This is a genomic window from Paenibacillus sp. ALE2 (assembly GCF_054113385.1).
On sequence record NZ_CM134213.1, the window covers coordinates 170,118 to 193,208 of the forward strand.

General features: G+C 47.3%; 14 protein-coding genes. 1 reads left to right on the forward strand and 13 read right to left on the reverse strand.

Annotated elements, in window-relative coordinates; all coding sequences use genetic code 11:
* Positions 1–66: 66 nt before the first annotated feature.
* From ACXHJ1_RS00835 to thpR, 6 genes are all read right to left on the reverse strand, one after another.
* The gene (locus ACXHJ1_RS00835; protein ID WP_107734037.1) at positions 67–711 is read right to left on the reverse strand and encodes a response regulator; all 645 of its coding nucleotides are present in this window, start codon (positions 709–711) and stop codon (positions 67–69) included.
* A gap of 116 nt (positions 712–827) precedes the next feature.
* Complete coding sequence (locus ACXHJ1_RS00840) at positions 828–2,465, reverse strand: sensor histidine kinase (protein WP_013369810.1); 1,638 nt, start codon at positions 2,463–2,465, stop codon at positions 828–830.
* Positions 2,466–2,787: 322 nt separating this feature from the next.
* On the reverse strand, positions 2,788–7,386 hold the full coding sequence (gltB, locus tag ACXHJ1_RS00845) for a glutamate synthase large subunit (RefSeq protein WP_044785745.1): 4,599 nt from the start codon (positions 7,384–7,386) through the stop codon (positions 2,788–2,790).
* A gap of 461 nt (positions 7,387–7,847) precedes the next feature.
* Entirely contained in the window at positions 7,848–8,531 is a 684-nt protein-coding gene (locus ACXHJ1_RS00850) for a metal-dependent hydrolase (protein ID WP_025364253.1), read from the reverse strand.
* 169 nt (positions 8,532–8,700) lie between these two features.
* Positions 8,701–9,513: a cell wall hydrolase gene (locus tag ACXHJ1_RS00855; protein ID WP_457905415.1), complete on the reverse strand. Its 813-nt coding sequence runs from the start codon at positions 9,511–9,513 to the stop codon at positions 8,701–8,703.
* Positions 9,514–9,624: 111 nt separating this feature from the next.
* Positions 9,625–10,191, reverse strand: coding sequence for an RNA 2',3'-cyclic phosphodiesterase (thpR, locus tag ACXHJ1_RS00860; protein WP_447249916.1), 567 nt, complete (start codon positions 10,189–10,191; stop codon positions 9,625–9,627).
* A gap of 227 nt (positions 10,192–10,418) precedes the next feature.
* On the opposite strand from thpR, the gene ACXHJ1_RS00865 reads away from it, so the two are divergent.
* Positions 10,419–11,375, forward strand: a complete 957-nt coding sequence (locus tag ACXHJ1_RS00865) for a D-2-hydroxyacid dehydrogenase (protein ID WP_107734039.1) — start codon at positions 10,419–10,421, stop codon at positions 11,373–11,375.
* A gap of 4 nt (positions 11,376–11,379) precedes the next feature.
* Here the strand turns inward: ACXHJ1_RS00865 and ACXHJ1_RS00870 are convergent, their stop codons facing one another.
* The 7 genes from ACXHJ1_RS00870 to ACXHJ1_RS00900 form a co-directional block, all read right to left on the reverse strand.
* Complete coding sequence (locus ACXHJ1_RS00870) at positions 11,380–12,366, reverse strand: TRM11 family SAM-dependent methyltransferase (RefSeq protein WP_107734040.1); 987 nt, start codon at positions 12,364–12,366, stop codon at positions 11,380–11,382.
* Between the two features lie 21 nt (positions 12,367–12,387).
* Positions 12,388–13,332 carry an MsnO8 family LLM class oxidoreductase gene (locus ACXHJ1_RS00875; protein WP_107734041.1) on the reverse strand — a complete coding sequence of 315 codons (945 nt, stop codon included), beginning with the start codon at positions 13,330–13,332 and terminating at the stop codon, positions 12,388–12,390.
* Between the two features lie 71 nt (positions 13,333–13,403).
* A complete protein-coding gene (locus tag ACXHJ1_RS00880; protein ID WP_430210774.1) occupies positions 13,404–14,819 on the reverse strand; it encodes a deoxyguanosinetriphosphate triphosphohydrolase family protein in 1,416 nt (471 codons plus the stop codon).
* A gap of 264 nt (positions 14,820–15,083) precedes the next feature.
* On the reverse strand, positions 15,084–15,995 hold the full coding sequence (nikC, locus tag ACXHJ1_RS00885) for a nickel transporter permease (RefSeq protein WP_019686396.1): 912 nt from the start codon (positions 15,993–15,995) through the stop codon (positions 15,084–15,086).
* A gap of 35 nt (positions 15,996–16,030) precedes the next feature.
* Entirely contained in the window at positions 16,031–17,035 is a 1,005-nt protein-coding gene (locus ACXHJ1_RS00890; RefSeq protein WP_340864387.1) for an ABC transporter permease, read from the reverse strand.
* A 29-nt stretch (positions 17,036–17,064) separates the two neighbouring features.
* Entirely contained in the window at positions 17,065–18,720 is a 1,656-nt protein-coding gene (locus ACXHJ1_RS00895) for an ABC transporter substrate-binding protein (protein ID WP_025364248.1), read from the reverse strand.
* A 501-nt stretch (positions 18,721–19,221) separates the two neighbouring features.
* Complete coding sequence (locus tag ACXHJ1_RS00900) at positions 19,222–23,091, reverse strand: non-ribosomal peptide synthetase (RefSeq protein WP_457905416.1); 3,870 nt, start codon at positions 23,089–23,091, stop codon at positions 19,222–19,224.

The window sequence follows — 23,091 nt, forward strand, 5'->3', positions numbered from 1 at the left end:
AAGTTGGTGATTTTGAGGATTTCTCTATACCACTCGCATATTGAAACTACTGCGTAGCTTATGGGGTTAGCGCATCATCATATTGGTTGGCTCGTACTTCGCTAGACCAATCGCATTGGCATATAATGCTGCCTGCGTACGATCTGCCAGTCGCAGCTTGGCCAAGATCTGACTGACATGCTTTTTGACGGTGAACTCACTGATAAATAACCGGGATGCTATTTCACGATTGCAAGCCCCTTGTCCCAGCTCGACCAGCACTTCCTTTTCCTTGGGTGTCAGGTCGTCCGTGAGATTGCCAGCATCTTCACGCAGCTTATTTTCGAGAATAGCCGGATCATAATATTTGCGTCCTTTGTTGACAAGATGAATCGCGTAAATTAGTTCCTCAGGCAAAGCCTCCTTAAGCACGTAACCGTCCACAGAGGCTTCCTCCGCTTTCAGAAAATCTTCACGTGTTGCAGAAGAGGTCAGCAAAATAAATTTGCTTTTGAACCCGCGTCCGCGCGCTATCTTGATAATATCCAGACCTGATTCATCAGCTAATTTCAAATCCAACAGCACCAAATCCGGATCCGTTTCCTCGATCACCGCAAGTGCTTCCTGTTGATTCTGGGCCTCTCCCGCGAACTGAACATTGGGCTGCATGGATATAACCGCAGCGAGTCCTTTCCGTACTAAAGGATGATCATCGACAATGACAATTTTCATGATTCGGCCTCCTGTCTACAGTTCAGGATTTGCATAATCCCTATGTATCCGATTGTTACCGCAGATTTTGTATTGCAGAATGTTCACGCAATGTATTTAAGGATTTTGTAAAATCCTCATTCATAAGCATTTACCGGAATGGACAATCGGATCTGTGTTCCCTCTCCGATTCGACTTGAAATATCAAATTCGCCTCCCATCGATTGAGCTAAATATTCCATATTCATCATGCCCAGGCCCCCGCCTGCACTGACCGCCTCACCTCCTGCTACCATTCTCGCCGTCTCAAACCCTACTCCGTCGTCATGAATAGACAGTCTAATCACTTGGGGCGTCAATTTTAACTTCACATCAATTCGCTTGGCCAATCCATGACGGATTGCGTTCCCCGCCGCTTCGGAAATGATGCGGAACAAAGCCTTTTGGTACAAATACGGAAGTGAATAATGATCACCATGAATGTCAAAATCAATTTGTACATGGTTCAGCTTGGAGAGTGTATGCAGATGACTTTTCACCGTCCCCAACCAAGTTGATCCTCCGCTTTTTTTCGAGCTTAGACTATGAATTGCCCCCTTCAGCTCTCTAACCGCTTGATTGGCCGATTGCTGAATTAGATCAATTTGTTCCTCCACCTGCTCCTTAGGCTGATGGCACCAAGTCTGCCGGAGAGAATGCGTTGCATACACAATACCAAAAAGACTTTGTGAAACATTGTCATGCATTTCATTTGCAATCCGGTTCTGCTCATTCGTCACAATCAACTGATTCTCAATACGCTCCAGCTCATAGCGTTCCAAAAACACAGCACTCAGCTCAGCTAAGAATATCAGTTGTTGCACAAGCCAGCGTCTTCCTGTCAAACTTTGATCCGGTCCCAGCTTGAGGCCAATCGTCGCTACAAAGCGGGTCGTCATCGGTACGGTGATCATGAGAAAGTCGCCCCATTCCGGTAGATGTCTGAAAAATGGTTCGCGCTCTTCCCTGAACTCCTCCCGGTAATTCTCCAGTTCCTCGAATAGCTGTTCCTCTTCCTCTACCGTCCAGCCTGTCTGGCTGCTTGCCGGCGCATCTTCCTCCTGACTATCCAGCCAGAAAAATGCACGGCTCTGCTTGGTTAACTTGACAGTGTAATCCGAGATGACCTGACCTAGATTTAATGCCTCATTATGGCTGGTCGTCTCCATGATGTGGTAAATCGACTTGATATGATCCATCGTCTCATTGGCTTGTTCTTTAGCCACCTTCAGTTCGTCCTTCATGACGCGAATAACCTGCATTGCCATAGTGGTTACGATCAATACCAGAAACAGATTAATGTTCTGCAATATAAGATCCCACAAAAAATATTGACCTGGTGTAAAAAAGATATAACAAAATGTGAGCACCAAACCGATATAAGAAAGTAGGAGCGTCCAGCTGTACCTCATAGATAGATGAGCACAAGCTACCAGCATGGGGGTAATCACATACCATTTGAACGGGCTATTGATCCCTCCGGTCGGGAATAACAGCAAAATGATCCCTGCGGTTTCTAGTGCAATACTGCATTTCAATACCATATCATGAAGTCTGTATTTACGGTAAATCCAAGTAAATGCTGTAACGGATAAAAATAGAAAAACAATCAGTAATAGCTTTTGCCATACCATTAATCTAGATGTTTCGAACAGAAAAACAAGTGATGTTAAAGATAATGATACATAACGGTATAAAAAAATCATTTTGTCTTCTGCTGACTTCTTCAACTTCATCCTGTCACCCTATTCTGTGTTTTGAAGGGACGATGGGCATATTAGGTTTGTTTGCGTACTCTAAAAAAATCATAACCAATCCAAAAATAAATAACAAGACATAAACTCTTACGTAAACGGTTACATTCCAAAAAATTTGGTACTTTTTATAACATATTTACCGTTTCAGGAAAACATTTTGGGGGTAATGTCAGAATTTATGACGTTTGTCAAGGTAATAAATCACATTTTTATCAGCCTAAAAAAAGGACTTGCTGGCACCGCCGTGACTATAACAGCGGTATTCAGCAAGTCCTTTTTAGTGAATTTGGCGGTCTGCTTTTTAGCCCCCTGTACGCGCCAACTCACGCATATTGGCTTCAAATGCTGCCAGTAGAGCTTCATCCCCGCTCAAACCGGTCGCCTCTTCTTTTTGGATCTGTTCGACCATACGCTTGTAATCCTTTGGAATCACCCGTACAAATTGCTGAATCGCAGTCTGCCATTCATCCAAAATACGTTGTCCTGCTTCACTACCCGTGTAAGTGACATGGCGCTGAATTAAGCCGCGCAAATCCGCTGCTTCTGCAGGGTCCTCCACATCTTCCAGCAACACCATCTCCAGATTACAACGGCTCAGGAACGTTCCTTCAGGATCATAGACGTATGCAATACCTCCGGACATCCCGGCTCCAAAGTTCCGTCCGGTTCCACCCAATACAGCTACACGTCCGCCCGTCATGTATTCGCAGCCATGATCACCAACGCCCTCAACAACAATACGTGCGCCGGAATTCCGAACGGCAAAGCGCTCGCCTGCGATTCCGTTAATATAAGCTTCACCACTGGTCGCTCCATACAAGGCTGTATTTCCGATAATAATGTTCTCTTCAGCCTTAAAGGTCGCTTTGTGAGATTTCTTTACAATAACTTTACCGCCAGATAGCCCTTTACCGACATAGTCATTGCTATCGCCTTCGACGCTCAACGTGATACCTTTCGGAATAAAGGCTCCGAAGCTCTGACCTGCCGATCCAATGAAGTTAAAGCGAATCGTATCCTCAGGCAGACCTGCCGCTCCATACTTACGTGTAACCTCGCTGCCCAGAATCGTACCTACCGCCCGATTCACGTTAGTAATAGGCAAGGTACCCTCCACAGGCGTTCCGCTCTCCAGTGCTTCCGCAGCCATCGGTACGAGCTTCTGCATATCAAGTGTTTCTTCCAGACCGTGGTTTTGGCGCTGTACACGGTAACGTACACTTCCATCTTCCAACTCAGGAACATGCAGCAGCAAGCTCAGGTCTACGCCCTTCTTCTTCCAGTGCGAATCGGCGTTCACGGTATCCAGACAATCCGTACGGCCAATCATTTCCTGAATCGTGCGGAATCCCAGCTCCGCCATAATTTCACGGACATCTTCTGCGATGAAACGCATAAAATTCACCACATGGGCTGGATCACCCATATAATTTTTGCGCAACTCTGGATTCTGCGTAGCCACACCAACCGGACAGGTATCCATTTGGCATACCCGCATCATAATACAGCCCAACGCCACAAGCGGCGCTGTGGAGAAGCCGTATTCTTCCGCACCCAACAGGGCAGCTACGACCAAATCACGTCCAGACAGCATCTTACCGTCTGTCTCCAGTACCACGCGGTCGCGCAGGTTGTTCAGCATGAGCGTCTGATGCGTCTCAGCCAGCCCCAGCTCCCAAGGCATACCCGCATGGCGGATGGAGCCTTGCGGGGAAGCGCCTGTACCACCGTCATAACCGCTGACCAGAATAATGTCAGCACGGCCTTTGGCTACCCCTGTAGCAATCGTGCCTACACCTACCTCTGATACCAGCTTTACGTTAATATCAGCACGTGGATTGGCGTTTTTGAGATCATAGATGAGCTCTGCCAAATCCTCGATAGAATAAATATCGTGATGCGGTGGTGGCGAAATCAGGCCTACTCCTGGCGTTGAACCGCGTACCTCGGCGACCCAAGGATACACCTTGCGTCCTGGTAGTTGCCCACCTTCGCCCGGCTTCGCGCCTTGCGCCATTTTAATCTGAATTTCGTCAGCATTCACCAAGTAGTTCGACGTGACACCAAATCGGCCAGATGCCACCTGCTTGATCGAACTGCGACGTGAATCACCATTAGCATCCGGGATGAAACGCGCAGGGTTTTCCCCGCCCTCACCCGTGTTGCTCTTGCCACCGATCCGATTCATCGCAATCGCCAAATCTTCATGCGCTTCCTGGCTAATGGAGCCAAAAGACATAGCCCCTGTTTTAAAGCGACGCATAATCGATGCAGCAGATTCCACTTCATCCAGCGGCACAGGCTCACCAGCAGGCTTCAATTGAAGCATGGAGCGAATCGTCAAATGTTGTTCAGATTCACCCTGTACCAGCTTGGTATACTTCTTGTAAAGCTCGTAGTCTCCCGAGCGAACCGACTGCTGGAGCAAATGCACTGTTTGCGGGTTAAACAAATGCTCTTCTCCATCGTTGCGCCATTGGTATTCGCCGCCCGAATCGAGCACCTTGTCATTGCCGTCCTTATCAGTGAAAGCACGGTTATGGTGGGCCAGCGCTTCCATCGTCACTTCCTCCAGACCAATACCGCCAATGCGGGAAGGTGTCCATGTGAAATAACGGTCAACGAAATCCTGCTTCAGACCTACGGCCTCGAAAATTTGCGCTCCACGGTACGACTGAATCGTGGAAATACCCATTTTGGACAATATTTTAACGACACCCTTGGTTGCCGCTTTAATATAATTTTTAACTGCCTTTTCGTGCGAGATGCCGCGCAGCAAGCCCTGTTGAATCATGACATCCAGCGTTTCAAACGCCAGATACGGATTAACCGCGCTCACACCGTAGCCCAAAAGTACCGCATAATGGTGAATATCTCTTGGCTCCCCGGATTCCAGCAAAATGCTCACACGTGTGCGTGTACCCTGCTTAATCAGATGGTGATGCAGGCTGGAAACAGCTAGCAACGCCGGAATGGCTGCATTTTCTGCGTCCACTCCACGGTCAGACAGAATCAGAATGTTATGACCTTTGTCAATGACACGGTCAGCCGCCTCAAACAGTCCTTCCAGCGCCTTGTATAAGCCCTCAGCACCTTCTTTTGCTTCAAAGAAGATCGGAATGGTCATGGATTTGAAGCCTGGACGGTGTACGTGACGAATTTTGGCAAACTCTTCATTCGACAGCACCGGCGAATCCAACCGAATCTGGCGACAGCTTTCCGGTTCTGGGTGCAGTAAATTGCGCTCTGGTCCAATCGTCGTTGCAGTTGACGTCACTATTTCTTCACGAATGGCGTCAATCGGCGGGTTGGTAACCTGAGCAAACATTTGTTTAAAGTAATTGTACAAACGTTGCGGACGGTCAGACAATACCGCCAATGGAGCATCATACCCCATTGAGCCAATCGGTTCCGCACCTGTAAGTGCCATCGGCTCCAGAAGTTTGCGTAGTTCTTCAAACGTATATCCAAAAGCGAGTTGCAACTGATTTACATTTTCATGTTTCGGCTCTGGCTGCTCCAGTGCTTCAGGCAGATCATCCAGATCAATCAAATGCTCATCCAGCCACTGCTGATAAGGTTCTTCGGATGCAATGCGCTCCTTTAACTCTTCATCAGAAACGATGCGGCCTTCTTGGGTATCCACCAGTAGCATACGCCCTGGACGGAGACGATCCTTATAAAGCACATTTTCAGGAGCAATATCCAATACGCCCGCCTCAGATGACAGTGCAATCAGATCGTCCTTGGTCACATAGTAACGTGCAGGACGCAGGCCGTTGCGGTCAAGAATCGCCCCGATTTGGATACCGTCTGTAAACGCCATCGCAGCAGGTCCGTCCCACGGCTCCATCATGGTGCTATGATATTCATAAAATGCCCGCTTCTTCGGGTCCATGGTCTCATGCTTGTTCCAAGGCTCAGGTACCATCATCATGGCTACATGAGGAAGCGAACGTCCACTCAGATACAGAAACTCCAGCGTATTATCAAACATAGCTGTATCCGAGCCATCTGGGTTGATGACAGGTTTAACCTTCTTGATATCGTTGCCAAACGCTTCGCTTTCAAACTGTGCCTGACGCGCATGCATCCAGTTTACGTTGCCGCGCATGGTATTAATTTCACCGTTGTGAATCATAAAACGATAAGGATGCGCACGGTCCCAGCTCGGGAACGTATTCGTACTAAAACGGGAATGGACCAGCGCGATCGCCGATGTCACCCGCTCATCCTGCAAATCCAGATAAAATTTACCTACCTGCTCGGTTGTCAGCATTCCTTTGTATACAACCTTGCGACATGACAAACTTGGAATATAGAACGACTCACCATTCATATCCTCTTGGTTATAGCGAATAGCAAGCTCTGCACGTTTACGAATGACATACAGTTTCCGTTCAAAATCCAGTTCTTCCTTCAAATCGCTACTGCGGCCGATGAACACCTGACGTACGCCAGGTTTAGCTGCTTTTGCCGATTTACCCAGCATTTCGTCATACGTTGGTACATCGCGAAAGCCCAGACAGTTCTGGCCCTCGTCCACAATGATTTCTCTAAGCTTCTGCTCATGCAGCTCACGAACTTTTGGATCATTGGATACAAAAAGCATACCCACGCCATATTGTCCGGCCTTTGGCAATTTGAAGCCCAATCGCTCCGCTTCCTCTTGAAAAAACAGATGCGGAACCTGAATCATGATCCCTGCTCCGTCACCGGAGTTTGGTTCACTTCCCTGACCGCCCCGATGCTCCATGTTTACGAGCATGGTCAAAGCCTGACTTACAATATCGTGCGATGGTTTTCCCTTGATGTGGGCAACAAAGCCCATGCCGCAGGCGTCTTTTTCGAATTGGGGATCATATAGTCCCTGTTTGGGTGGTAAACCTGTCTGTCTCATGGAACGCAACCTTTCTGTTATAAAGTCATGCTGGCCTGAAATACAGGCGGCCGAATAGAAGACAGTGGCAACAAGAGGTAAATCAAAGAACAACTACGAGGAATGGGGGACAAAAAACATAAGACGTATTCAAGGCGGTACGGTCCGCCGAATGCGCATGTTTTTCAATAATTATGCAATGGCTTGACTTGAAAAACACGTCGATTCCACTGATGAATCTAATTAGTTCTATCATTTTATCATTGACCTATTGTGTTAGCAATTCAAAGTTTTTATGGTTGTGATAATAAATCTTTTACATTACAGCTTCAACGTACCAATGCAAAAATATATCATTTTTATGTATAAATATTCATTAAAAAAGTCAGCCTTTTCTATTCCCAAGGAACAGAAAAGGCTGACAAAGGAGTTTAATGTACATACGGACCATCATGTACATTCCCGCAAATCGACAAACCGTATTAAAATTCGAGACTTTCGCCTGGCTTCAATGCTTTCCCTTCAATACCTTCTTTATGAAGACGGTCACAGAAGCCGTCTCCGTCCTGCTCTATGCCGGGAAAAGTATTGTAATGCACCGGTATCACGCGGCTTGCCCGTAGCCATTTCGCTGCCAGCAAAGCATCCTCCGGTCCCATTGTATAACCATCTCCGATCGGCAATACTGCGGCATCGATGGAGTTGGTTTCTCCAATGAGACGCATATCGCCAAACAAGCCGGTATCCCCTGCATGGAAAAATGTTTTGCCCCCCATAGTCAATAAGATACCTGCTGGCTCTCCCATGTAGATGGTTTGTCCGTTCACTGTCAAAGAGGAGCTGTGAAACGCCAGCGTAAATTTCACATGAAAACCGTCAAATTGGTGACCACCACCCAGATTCATACCGTGAGCTTTCGTTCCCAAGGATGCACAATATTCAGCCAGTTCCGCCACCGCGATTACAGGGCAATCATTGCGCTTGGCAATTTCAACTGCATCACCAAAATGATCGGCGTGACCGTGTGTCAACAGTACTGCATCCACCTGAATATCTTCGGCCTGTACGGTTGCTTTAGGATTCCCCGTCAAAAAAGGATCGACAATAATCCGTTTCCCCTCTGCCTCCACCAACACAACTGAATGTCCATAATATGTGATTTTCATAACATTTACGCCTCCTTTGTCACTTTCATTATTTAGGTTACTTTCCTTTACCTATTATACCTCTTTTGCATACCGGCTTCACCTGCGCACACAAAATACGCTCACAAAGCTGAACCCTGTTGTTTAGAAAGGGCTGTTATTTGTCGCTCATGGGATTTATACTAAATGCTCATTTATAAAAGGTATGATGACCGATAGTTTTCACCTTGGTACGCGAATGATGAACCGTAAGGTCCTGGGCCAACGTAAGCGAAAGGAAAAAACAGGTGTTATCAGGCACGGCTTTATGGCCATTCAAAGCGGCCGTAACTGCACGTATGCAGTCCTGGTTAGGCTGAACACGACGAAGACGCCCGTTCGCAACCGGACTAAATTGCGCTTTTTGATAAATCACTGCCTGAATCGTATCGGGAAATGAGGCTGACCGCAGCCGGTTTAAGACAACGTTGGCAACTGCCACTTTGCCTTCGTACGGTTCGCCTTCTGCTTCTGCCATCACTATTTTTTGCAGCAGGAGCAGTTCTTTAGCGGAGACAGGATAGCTCCAGGTAGACAACGCCTTGTCATCCTGAGTGAGCATTTTTGTCTTCGTAAAGTAGATGGTTGTAGGAGGGGTTAGGATTGCGGACTTGCTATGCTGGACCTCAGGCTTTTTCTTGCCTGTAACAGCGTTATTCCGAGCTTGTTCCACCTGCCTCATCTGGGAAGCGGGTAACGGAGTCGGCATGATTTCTTTCCAGCTTGGCTGCCCATGAGCAGCGACAAAGATGGGGCTTGTCCTATTTGACCCGTTATGGGTCCCCATCCTGTCGCCATATGTAGGAACCGAAGTGTTCCCTGACCAGCTCAGAGATTGCATAGGTGCATTTTTATGATTATTCTGTGTTTGCTGAACCTCAGCGTAGAGGCCTATCCCCAATATACAAACAAGCAGCACACTCAAAAGAGGTGCAAACCAACGATGTTCTTTAACGATTTCCATAATGTTCCTCCCGTTAACTTTAAGCACATTCCTCAGATATGTAACCCAAAATGCGCTTTTTGAATAACGCTGAAACACTATATCACTAAATTCGCTGATAGATCAAGGGTTTCACCTCATTAATGGGAATGTTTGAATTATTTGGTACATCGGTTTTTGTCCCATTCGGGTTGCATATAATACAAATTCCCCCACTTCCCAAGGCTCGCCGCTTTGGTCATCTGACTGCCACACAGACGCTGAAACAGGCTCCCCTCCTGTATATGAACGTGCTACAGTGATATGAGGTCGATAAGGTCGTTCCTCGGGTTTAAAACCCAGCGGTTCGGTAGCTCGAAGTATGGACTGGTACAGCTGATCCAGTGACTCTCGCTGCCCGGTCACTCCCCTCCATAGTACACGCGGAAAATCTTCGCGTCCAAAAAAGCCTGCTTGACCCATGTCAAGCGTGAACGGGCGATGCTCAGCTGCAGCATGAACTAGAGCCTGCTCAAGTTTTGGAATAACCGAATTCGCCACATCACCCAGAAACTGAAGTGTCACGTGGTAATCTCTGAAGTCACTCCATTTGCGGAAAGACAAATTACTCAAATCCTGCTCTACCCAATGACGTAACTTCTTCTTGTGCTGGTCCGGGAGAGCTATCGCTGTAAAGAGTCTTTGCGATTCACCTTTCATCTACCTCTTCTCCTTTCTTAATGAATATCCCGTGGATATCCCAAAAAGTAGCTGTTTGGTTGGTCCCCAATCAGGGTAAAGCCACTTGTTGTTATATATGATGACACCGCGGGCTTGTTTCTACCCTTCTTATGCAAATTTTCCGACAATCTGTTATCCTTGAAGGGATGGTTCGCCAGAATATATTGGAAACTCCAAGGAATCAAACATCGAGGAGGCTATGAATCATGGGAAGCATTTTAAGTTTACATCAATTGACGGATGATCAAAAAAAACAGGTTCGTGCAGCGGCTCCAGGCTACGAGTTGCTTATTGGCAAAGCCCAGGAATTGGAGACTGAACAGATCCGTGAGGCCGAGGTTATTCTAGGCTGGTCCAAGCATATTGCCGAGGAAGCATTACATCCAGACAGCAAGCTAAAGTGGATACAAACCTGGTCGGCTGGGATTGATAAGCTCCCGCTTACCGAACTGGAAAAGCGCAACATTGCACTCACGAATACGAGTGGTGTACATGCGATTCCAATTACAGAGCAGATCTTTGGAATGCTGCTATCACATACCCGTTATTTACAGCAAGCGGCTCTCTTGCAGCGTCAGAAAACATGGCAGCCACCGGAAGGTCAACTGACGGAATTACGTGGCAAAACGCTGTTGATTACAGGCGTTGGCGAAATTGGCCGTGAAACAGCTCGGATTGCAGAAGCCTTTGGCATGCGAGTGATCGGGGTTCGCCGTTCCGGCAAGGAAGCTCCCCATGTAGAACACATGTACACAAACGAACAACTACATGAAGCATTGGGCGTTGCGGATATTGTGGTTAATATTTTGCCATTCACTGAAGAGACCCATCACTTCTTTGACGAAAAAGCATTTGCAGCGATGCGTAAAGGCGCCTTCTTCATTAATGTCGGTCGCGGCAAGACTGTTCATACAGATGCGCTGGTACGCTCGCTGGAACAAAAACATATTGCCTTTGCCGGACTGGATGTATTCGAGGAAGAACCGCTACCTGCGTCACATCCACTATGGGGCCTAGAGCATGTCCTGATTACGCCGCATATTGCAGGGGATACAGACCGATATGCTGAACGAGCGGTAGATATTTTTCTCACTAATTTGAAAGCCTATGCTACTGGTCAGAAGCTACCGCTGAATTTGGTTAACTACAAAACTCAGTATTAACAAGCTACTTACAGATCCAGATTTCCCGACTCATACCTGTCTTATAGATACGGCATTGCTCCATAACGGTCCAGCCTGACTCGGATAGCAATGTTGCCATCGGCTCCGTGCTCACAATCACTGTCCGCGCGGCCAGGCGTCTCAGACTGCGCAGCATCTTTTTTTGTTCGTCAGCAGGGAGCACGGAGCACAGGTTATAAGGCATATCCAATATAGCTGCATCATAATTACCTGTGAGCATGTTCATATCCCCCAGTTTCACCAGATCCTCTTCATATCCAAAATGGCGTAAATTCACTCGTGCCCCACGCACCGCCAACGGGTTGATATCACAGCCGCGAATATCCTTGCCCATACTCAATGCCTCAATCATTACATTGCCCATCCCACAACACGGGTCCAGCAGTTTCAAGGAGTCTGACTTTCCCTTAGATGCAGTTAGATCCGTTGCTGCCAAATTCACAAGTGCTCTGGCTACCAGAACGGGTAGTCCAGTAGAATAGTTTTGCGGCTTCTGACGACGTTCCTGCCACGATCTGTCGCTATACTCGCATATGCCCATTAGCCATCGTTCTCCTAATCGTATGACTCCTAGGATTACATCCGGTGTCTTCATTTGCGCCTGCCCCTGAATACGTGCGCCAATCCGGCGTTCTATCTCGCGCCGCTCGTCATAATCAGCCTCATTGTCCCCTTCTTTAAGGTACAGCACCTTAAAGGTCTTTCCTTCCTCAAGCTGTAACATGGAAGCTGCCTCGCATAGCTCCTCCAGCGTGTCCGCCTCGATGATGATATCCAGACGAAGATGGATAAACGGGCTGATCCCCGGCTCCAGCCGAAGATGGGACGACAGCATGGAACTATGCACAGGCTGTTGACCGAACAAGCACTTTAGTTCCAAAAGACACAATTCACGCTCGGTCTCATGACACGCATAGGTATATATGTAGCGAGGCTTCATTTTATCTGTATCGATTTTATATTTATTCATGTCAGTTCTCTTTTCATCTTTTCATTTGGAATCAAGACTACCATTCACAGCCTCCGCTATTAGTCGGTAGGAATGAAGCCGCTGCTCATAATCGGGAATGGGCGTGACCAACAGAAACTCATCATTATTATATTTGATCTGCAAGCTACGCAACCGTTCGGCAATAACCGATGGTGTTCCCACCAGCCAACTGGCTCGGATCGCTGGACCGCCTAATGAAATCTGAGCAGCCCATTGCTGCGCCAACTCATCTGTCGACGCACATACTGCTCCTACAGCAACCATAGTACGGGGCTTGTCCATCCGTGTGGACGGTTGAAAGCTAGAGCGGTAAATGCTTAGCATTTCTTCCGTTTGCTGTTCACTCATAAATTGGCCGAATACATAGCCCGTTGAATACTGCGCAGCATATTCGGCACTTTTTCGGTTGGTACCCAGCATCCACAGCACTGGCGGCTGTTCTGGCATTGGACGGGCACACACGGGGGTTTGTTCATATTCATATGTGCCTTCCAACAAAGCCAATAGAGCTTCCATCTTCTGTGGCAGCTCAGTCACATGTTGAAGAAAATTGCCGCTTAGTGCCATCGAAGCATGAGGCCCCCCGCCAGGGGCCCTCCCCAGACCCAATTCGACTCTGCCTGGATATAGAGCAGCCAGCAGATGAAACCATTCGGCGACCTTGACTGGACTATAATGCGGGAGCAATATAGCCCCCGCCCCCAGTTGGATGGTCGTCGTCACCGCCCCGATATGAGACAACAGCACTTCCGGACTGGAGGAAGCCAGCCCCTCCATATCGTGATGTTCGGAGGTCCAGTAGCGTGTATATCCCCATGCTTCCGCCTGTTTCGCCAGCTTTGCCGCCCATTGAACTGCTTGCTCCGGACGATTGCCGGGCAGCAGCGGTACCATATCAAGCACACCGAGATTCAACGAGTTAGTAGCTAAAGACTGAGGTTGCATATACGCCTTCTCCTCTCCCTTCTATCCGTTCTAAACAAGTTTCTTCTACTATATAGGGTTAAATAAAAACGTTAGTCCAGGTCATAAATGGAACCTACCTTCAGGCCATATAACTCATTATAAATTTTTTCAGCAAAAGCATCAGTCATGCCTGCAATATAGTCAATGACCATATGCTCCCATGTCCAGATTGGTTTGGCCTTGGCCTGGTCCCGCTCGTAGCGCTGGAGCCAATCGGTCGGAATAATGGACTTGGATGTTTCAGGGTCCAGAAAAGCCAACCATAACCGTCTAAGCATCCATTCACTGCGTTTTTGCAGACGCTGTACGCGCAGATCGCGGATCATGGTGACCCAAGCAAAGCTTTTTAATACACTCACCGTGCGCAGCATATCCAAATCCTCGCTTCCATCCCGTACGAAGGTTACCTTTTTCCAGTTTCCATCATCAATTACACCTAAGCTGCTGACAAACAGGCTGACCCAGTATGCTTTGACCTCCCGGCGGGTGCGAGAATAATCGTGTTCACATATCGGCATCTTCCCATTCCACACCTTCAAAAATTCGCTTAGTACCGCTGCGACCTTCTGCTCAATCTCAGCCAGTTGCCAGCCTTGCCAGAAGCTATCCTCCAACGTAGTGATTTTTTCCGTGATCAGACGAATTAAATATGGGTCATATAAGAAATGCTCGTGCACCTCAATTTTCCCTGCCTTAATCCCATCCTCCAAATCATGCGCGGAATAAGCAATATCGTCGCACAGATCCATGAGCTGGGCCTCCAGCGTTTTTTTACCGTCAGGGATGCCCCAATCCTCGCGGATCGAACGTATATATTCCCACTCATGCAGGTACAACCCTTTTTTGTTCAGAATCCCTGGATACGGGTATTTGTTGATTCCGAGCAATACAGCGTCCGACAAATTCAAACCATCCACATTCTCACGCTTCTCCAAAAACATAATCAGCCGAAAATTGTGCGCATTCCCTTCAAAATGCTCATAAATTTGTCGCTCGCGTGCATAGGCCTCCTGTCCACGCTTGGACTCAGGCGTAAAGCTACCAGCAGCGGATATCTTTTCTACCTTCGTCTCAATCAGTTGATCCAAAATCCCGTCCAGCACCTCTTCTCCCTTGTGTCCGAACGGTGGATGCCCAAAGTCATGCGCGATCGAAGCACACTCCACCACCTCAGGGTCAATGATCAGTCCTGCGTTATCCGCCTGTTCCAACTCTACCTCTGGATGACGGCGCAGCAAGCTTCGTGCTGCCTCACGCGCAATTTGCGCTACCTCCAACGAATGTGTCAGCCGTGTGCGATAATAATCTCCTGTGCCTGCGCCAAATACTTGTGATTTACCCTGCAACCGGCGGAAGGTCGGTGAATGGATCAATCGAGAATAATCTCGTTCATATGCTGCCCGTGAAGCGTCGCTCCGTGTCTGCTCTGCAAATTGTCGATGCTCTCTTTTATTTTGCCATGTCATAAAGCCCACTCCCTACGTACTCAATTGGAGTGATTATACATTTTTTTCACGCCTCAGGAAAGTTTACATGACTTTCAGCAAGTAAAAACTACTTTTGGCACCATTGCTCAGTCGGATGGTGTTTCCGAAACAGCGAGAAATATCATAATAAAAAGATGTCCTCCAGCCATATATTCAGGCCAGGGAACACCTCTTTTTCTTCTATTAAAATAGAAGTATATTATCTAAACTTGTAAAAACATATTAGAAACACGAAACGAAGTTCTAACGCTTCGCTCTTGGGTCCAAAACATCCCGCAGGCCATCACCCATCAGATTAAAGCCCAATACGGTCAGCATGATAGATATCCCCGGAAAAATAACTGTCCACGGCGCATTTTGGATATATTGCCGCGAATCGGACAACATTTTGCCCCACTCGGGCTCAGGAGGTTGTGCACCCAAGCCCAGAAATCCGAGCGCTGCTGCTTCAATAATGGCCGTTCCGATCCCCAATGTTCCTTGTACGATGATCGGCGTCAGGCTATTAGGCAAAATATAACGGAGTATGATTCGCCGATTATTAGCTCCAAGCGCTCTGGCAGACGTAATATACTCCTCCGTTTTGACACTCAGCACCTTGGAGCGAACCAATCGTCCATACGTTGGCACATTGACAATTGCAATGGCGTATAACGCATTTTCCAACGAAGGCCCCAGAATGGCCACAATTGCAATTGCCAGCAAAATCCCCGGAAATGCCAGTAAAATGTCGAATAGGCGTGAGATGATCATATCAGCCCATTTTCCATAAAATCCAGCAATTAATCCTAAGGCAGTTCCTACAATCATGGAACCAATAACGGACAAGAAACCGACCCATAACGAGATTCTGGCGCCATACAGCGTACGAGTCAGCAAATCTCGGCCAAGATCATCGGTACCGAACCAATGCTCTGCGGAAGGAGGCTGCAAGCGGCTCACCAAATTTTGCTCTTTATAGTCAAAAGGAGCAATCCAGGGCGCGATCAAAGCAATGATGACAAAGAAGATAATAATGCTGAGACCGACGAACGCCATTTTATTGTGACGGAAAGCTCTCCACGCGTCTCTCCAAGGGCCCGACACCACAGGCAAATGCGCCAATGTATTGCGTGTTGTCGGTATGTTATTGGGTTCGATTGAAAATTGTGACATCGGACATGCTCCCCCTTGACCAATTGACGACTTGATTACTGATAACGAATACGCCGGTCGAGAACAGCGTACAGCAAATCGACAATCAGATTAATGATGACGAACAGGAACGCAATGATTAGAATTCCGCTTTGGATAACCGGATAGTCACGCGAGCTGATCGCTTCAAAAATGTACCGTCCGATGCCGGGCCAGGCAAATATGGTCTCTGTCAGTACGGCGCCTCCCAGTAACGATCCGGTCTGAAGACCGATGACAGTAAGCACAGGGATCGCAGCATTTTTAAGCGCATGTTTGTACACGACTTGAAAAGATGCCAGCCCCTTCGCCCGAGCCGTGCGGATATAGTCCGCATCCATCACCTCCAGCATGCTGGAACGGGTAATACGCGCTATGACCGCCATTGGAATCGTTCCCAGTGCGATACTGGGCAGGATCAAATGCTTGATGACGGTCCATACCTGATCCATACGTCCACCTATGAACGCATCAATCACGGCTAAATGTGTCACAGCTTCCACCGGATCACGGGAATTCATACGTCCGATGGAAGGAAGCCAATGCAGCTTATTAGCAAAGATCCATTGCTCCATCAAGCCCAGCCAAAAAATCGGCATCGATACTCCGACCAGGGCAATGACCATGCTGACATAGTCAAACCAGGAATTTCGCTTCCAGGCACTTACGATGCCTGCATTCATACCCACGACAACGGCAAACAACATGCTTGCTACCGTCAACTCCAGCGTAGCCGCCAGATAAGGGACCATTTCCCGGGCAATCGGCTGCCGGGTGCGAATAGAATCGCCCAAGTCCCCTCGTGCCAGCTCACTTAGATAGGTCCCATATTGCTGTAACCACGGCTTGTCCAGCCCTAGTTGCTCACGCAGCGCCTGTTTGGACTGTTCCGTGGCCTTGTCCCCCAGTATCGTTTCTGCCGGATCACCAGGAATAGCATGAATAATCGAAAACACGATAAGCGTCATCCCCAGCAATACGGGAATCAATATGGCCAGCCTTTTTACAATATATGAGTTCATATGCTATTCACCGCCTGCTTGCGTTTAGGCTATTCAAAATAAATATTACCGTACGCTTCAATACCTGCCGGACAAGGTACAAAACCCTTAAGATTGGCTTTGCCTGCCATCAACGGCGTGCTGTGAACCAAGGGAATCCAAGGCGCATCCTGTTTAATAATGACTTGTGCTTGTTTATACAATTCCGCACGCTTATCTTGATCAACCTCAACCTGCGCCTTTACCAGTATTTTGTGAAGTTCCTCATTCACATAAAAACTGCGGTTATTGCCTGGGATCGTGTCCTTGTCGAGCAATGTGTAAAGGAAATTATCCGGGTCGCCATTATCCCCATTCCATCCCAACATGTATAGATCATCCTTCTCTCCAGCTTTAAGATCATCCAGATACGTAGCCCATTCTGGAGATTGAATGTTGACTTTGACTCCTATTTTTTCAAAATCAGCTTGAATGGCCTCTGCTACCTTTTTGCCGTCAGGCATGTATGGGCGAGATACAGGCATTGCATAGAAGGTTAGCGGCTCTGGAAGTCCGTTAGGAAAACCCGCTTCCGCTAGCAAAGATTTAGCCTTGTTTAGATCATAAGTGTAGTCCTGAATGCTTTCGTCATATCCCCATAACGTGGGCGGCATCGGATTGACCGCAGGCTTGGCCTCGCCCGCAAACAATGCATCAATAATGGCCTGTTTGTTCACTGCGTGATTCAGTGCTTGCCGTACCTTGGGATTACTAAATGTCTTTTTCTTTAAATTAAATCCAATGTATGCCACATTAAAGGAGGGACGTTCGATTTTTACCAACTCGCTGTTACCTTCTAACTGCTTCGCATCATCCGGATTCAAATCTTCCATCAGGTCAATTTCCCCGTTTTGCAGAGCATTAAATCGAGCAGTGTTGTCTGGGATCGAACGAACGATGACCTTAGCCAGCTTTGGCTGTCCTTCTTTCCAATAAGTAGGATTCTTCTCCAAGGTGATCGTATCGTTACGTTTCCATTCCTTAAATACAAACGGCCCTGTGCCGACCGGATTATTTTTAAAATCAGCCTTTTTCTCCTTAATAGCCTTGGGACTTGCAATACTAAAGGATGGCATAGCGATATTTTGTAAAAAAGGAGCCTGCGGCTTGTTCAGTGTAAACTGGACGGTATTCGCATCCACCGCTTTAACCTCCTTAATCACTCTGCTTCCATCTGGCCCAAACATAGAATCATAATAATCAAACGAGTCACCCTCAAATTTGTATGGACTTTTCGGATCAACCCAGCGGTCAAAGTTAAATACAACTGCTTCTGCGTTAAAGTCACTTCCGTCATGGAATTTTACGCCCTGACGCAGCTTGAACGTATAGACAAGTCCGTCCGGTGATACTTCCCAGCTCTCTGCAAGCCCCGGCTGAATCTCCGTGGTACTTTCCTTGTATTCCAATAGTGTATCGAACACCTGCATTCCAATTTTTAACGACTCGCTTTCAGTTACAATGGCAGGATCTAGCGCCACGGAATCCCCGCCACGCCCATAAATCAAGGTGTCCTGCGCGCCTTTTCCCGCTCCACCTGGCGATTTTCCTGCCTCTGGTTTTGCACCTTCACCTGATCCCCCACAACCGGAAAGCACCAAAACAGTTCCTAGCGCAAGTACCAGCAGTACGGTCCAGATTTTGTGTTTTACGTACTTTTTGCTCATGCAGCGAACCCCTTTCACACCTTATATATTGTTAATTCGTTGATACCGGATGAATACCAATTCCTTTGGTTTGGCATGACAAGCTTGTCCTCAAGCTGTAGTCCCAAGTTCCGAGTTCATCAAATAGGTATGTAGTAGGGAAGGTATGGAGGTTCTGGACAGGCTTTTTTTGAAGAATACAGGCACAGAAAGCATTCATAATCTAGTGGTGTAAGAGATGCAGTAGGATAATGGAATAGATGTAATGTCATAAAAGGGAAGAGGATTGTGTTAGGTCATGGAGAATGTGTGATAAATACTCACAGATAGTAAATATTAGTTTCATACAAAGTTGATTATTGGATACTTTACTATAAATTTTGGAAGCAGACAAGGGGGTTTTTCATACATTACCATATGTTTTTATACATCATGTTAATTAATATTACAAATCAACTCACATGTTCATATTAAACAAAAGCTCCTGCTTGTGGTCCTCAACCTCCAAGCAGAAGCATGTTTTTACCTAAAAAATGTATTCAGCACCAAACCTACAGACACAGCTTGAGCCCCTTTTACAATGGAAAAATGATCGCCAGGCACTTTATGGGTACACATTTCCCCCTTACAATACGTTTCCCACCCTTTATATCCCAATTCCCAGGTATGTTCTGAAATAAACAAACATACAGGGGCTGTTACAGCTCGATCTGGCTGGTAAACATGCTGCATTTTCACCCAATGATTTACGCTTTTAAAGCGTTCTAGTAATTCATTCCGTCCCAACTCATTGAATTCAGGCAGCAAGGGAAGTACACTGGCTGGAAATGCGCGCTTCCACAGCAATAAATCCAAATCTTCGTCCATTCTTTCCAGCTCTTGAATATGACGGTCCCAATGATCTTCCTTGCCATACTTCAAAGGCGGCAGTGTGTCCAGAATCGTCAAGAGCTCAACACGTTCTTCCTGCTCTTCCAATTGGCGGGTCATTTCAAAAGCAATCGTTCCCCCCATACTCCACCCGGCAATATAATAGGGACCCTTCTCTTGAATACTTTTGATTTGACCTACATACCGATGTGCGGCTTCCTTCATTCCAGCTGTTTTATTTCCCGCAAGAATCGAAGCATCCATTTTTATGCCCCAATAATTCCATGTAGCCGTAAGTTCGTTTACCAATTCCATGTAGCAACTGACATCCAAACTTCCATCATGGATGAAAAAAAGATGTTTATCCTGCGATGTACCAGGCTTTAAGAGGACTAGCGTGTCTGGTCTGGCTGGAAACACACTTTTCGCCCTTCCTTTCAATACATCTGCCAGTTGGCGAATGGTAGGGTAAGTAAATAATTTGGTAAGTGGCAGGTCGATGCCCAGCTCACGCAAAACCAGTGAAACCAGCTTGGTCGCCTTGAGCGAGCTCCCTCCCAGGGTGAAGAAATTGTCCATTACCCCGATGCGATCCATGGGGAGGTTCGAGGGCAGAACCATCGACCAGATGCGAACCAGCTCCTGTTCCAGTTCGTTGCAAGGAGGTACATATTCATTTTCTCGCAGTGCTTCAAGATCAGGCTCCGGCAGAGCGTTCCGATCCACTTTGCCATTCACGTTCAGCGGCAAACGAGGAAGCCGAATCAAACAGGTAGGAATCATGTAATCCGGCAAATACGTTGCAAGTTCCGATCGAACTTCCGCTGGTGACATTTCTGCATCGGAGACAAAGTAAGCACAGAGGTATTTGATCCCATCGTTGTGTTGGCGAACAAGAACGACTGCTTCCTGAATCCCCTCGATGTGCGCAAGCCGAACCTCGATCTCGCCAGTTTCAATACGGAAGCCCCGAATTTTGACCTGGTGATCCATGCGACCCAAAAATTCAAGCGTTCCATCAGCCAACCATCGAGCGCAATCTCCGGAACGGTACATTCGCTCTTCCGGCAACCACGGATGCGTAACAAATTTGGCTGTCGTTAATTCCTCACGAGCCAAATAGCCACGCGCTAGCCCTTCACCACCAATACACAGTTCACCCGGCACACCAATGGGCTGTAGTTGATTGGACGCGTTCAAGATATAGACCTGCGTGTTGGCGACAGGCTTGCCAATCGGCACGTTATGGTCATAGTCTTCTTGAATCGTATGAAACGACGTAAAAATTGTATTTTCCGAAGGACCGTACGCATTCACAATCGTTAAATCCGGCTGTGCGGCGCGAAGGAGCTTCATATGCTGTGGAGACAGGGCATCTCCTCCAGTCATGATCAGACGAAGTCCAGTGAAGATGGATGGTTTGTCATCAATCAACTGATTTAGAAGCGGGGCCGTAAACCATGCCATGGTGATTTGATACTGTGCCATCCTCATTCCGAGTATGTCGGCAGATAAAAGCTCTTCTTTTTCAATGAGATACAAGGTTGCTCCACTCAGCAGCGTTCCCCACAATTCATAAACCGACACATCAAAGGCCAGGGAACACGTCTGCAATATTCGATCCTCTGGCGTAATCTTCAGCGGTCCCGGCTCCAGTACCAGGCGGGCAAAGGATTGATGTTCAATCATTACGCCTTTCGGTTGTCCTGTTGACCCTGAAGTATAAATAATGTACATCACATTGCGCGCCTGATTATTGTCCTCCAGATTACAGGACTCTCCCGTATATAGACTCGGGTCTGTGAGCAGCAGCGTTTCCGCCTGAGGAAAACGTCTGGTGCTGGCAGTTGGTAGAAGGCATATTTTCGCCTGGCTATCCTGTAAAAGGTATTGAATCCGTTCATCCGGGTAGAGCGGATCAATCGGCAAATAAGCAGCCCCCGCCTTCAAAATAGCCAATATACCGACAATCATTTCCAGCGCAGGCGTAGCTAAAATTCCAACTACATCCTCAGCCTGAACCCCCTTTTGCCGTAAAACCCAAGCTAATTGATTAGCACGTTCATTTAATTCCTCATACGTTAGTTGCTTTTCTTTCCAGTTCACAGCTGGATGGTCAGGCGTCCGTATCACTTGCTGTTCGAACAGACGATGGATGGGTACTCCATGCAATTTTTTTTCATATGCATTTTTGCTGCTGGTCTGATTAAAAGTATGAAGGAGAACAGTGCGTTCCTCTTCTGTAACCATATCAATATCTTCAATCCGAATATCGGGTTGTTCGCCAATGATCTCGACAATTCTGGCAAAATGCCGCAGCATGCGGCTGGCGCTTTCCTCCTTAAACAACGCTTTGCGATATTCCAATTCCAGCCCTATACCCTCCTGCATTTCGTATGCATACAAGGTGATATCAAATTTTGAGATTTTATGCTCAAAGCTATAAGGAGAAAACGTGACCTCTGTTGCCTGCACGACAGGCTGCGGTACATTTTCCAATACAAAGCATGCATCAAATAAGGGATTGCGGCCGCTGATTCGTTCAGGATTGACCTGCTCCACCAGCATATCAAAGGGATAATCCTGATGATCAAAAGCAGCGAAGGTTCGGTCTGCCACTTCTTCCAGAAAAACAGAGAACCGCATGCTTCCCAGCGGCTTCTGGCGCAAGGCGAGCGTGTTCACGAACATGCCCACAATCCCTTCAAACTCTGAATGAGTTCTTCCAGCGACAGGTGTTCCGATGACCAGATCCTCCTGTCCGGCATATTTGGACAGAAGGATGCTGTATGCGGCGAGTAGAACCATATACAACGTAACATTGTGCTGCAAGCATAATGCCCGCAAGGAGTGAGCTGTATCAGCCTTAATAGAAAACGGTACAACCCCGCCGCTGTAATCGGATCTTAGCCCTTTTCCATCCGTAGGCAACGACAGCAGCGGGACATCTTCTGTAAATTGGTTCAACCAAAATTCACCCTGCTTCTGAATATGAATGTCGCTTAATTGATCGTTTTGCCAAATCGTATAATCGACATACTGAAACTCCAATGGAGCAAGCTCCTGCCCGTGATACAGAGCCATCAGCTCTTCAAATATAATGTTGATGGTTACCGCGTCTGCAATGATATGGTGGATATCAAACAGGAACAGGAGCTCCTCATCAGCCAAGGGTACTAGCTCAGCCCGCCATAGAGGGACTTCATGCAGACTGAATGGACGGATAAACTCGTTAACAAGCTTATCCGTACTCTGACCCGAATGTTCTCTATAAGGGATGGATACGTCAATGGATTCATGGACGAGTTGCAAAACCTCACCGTCCTTTTGTAGGAACGATGTTCGCAAGCCCTCATGACGTTCTGTCAGCCTACACCATGCCCTGTACAATCGCTCCGGCTTCAGCGGTCCTTTGATCATTCGAATGCTGGGCATGTTATAGATAATGTTAGGTCCGAGAAGATCATCTATCAGATATAGCCGCTTTTGCGCCGAAGATGTTTCATATCCTTCATAATGCAT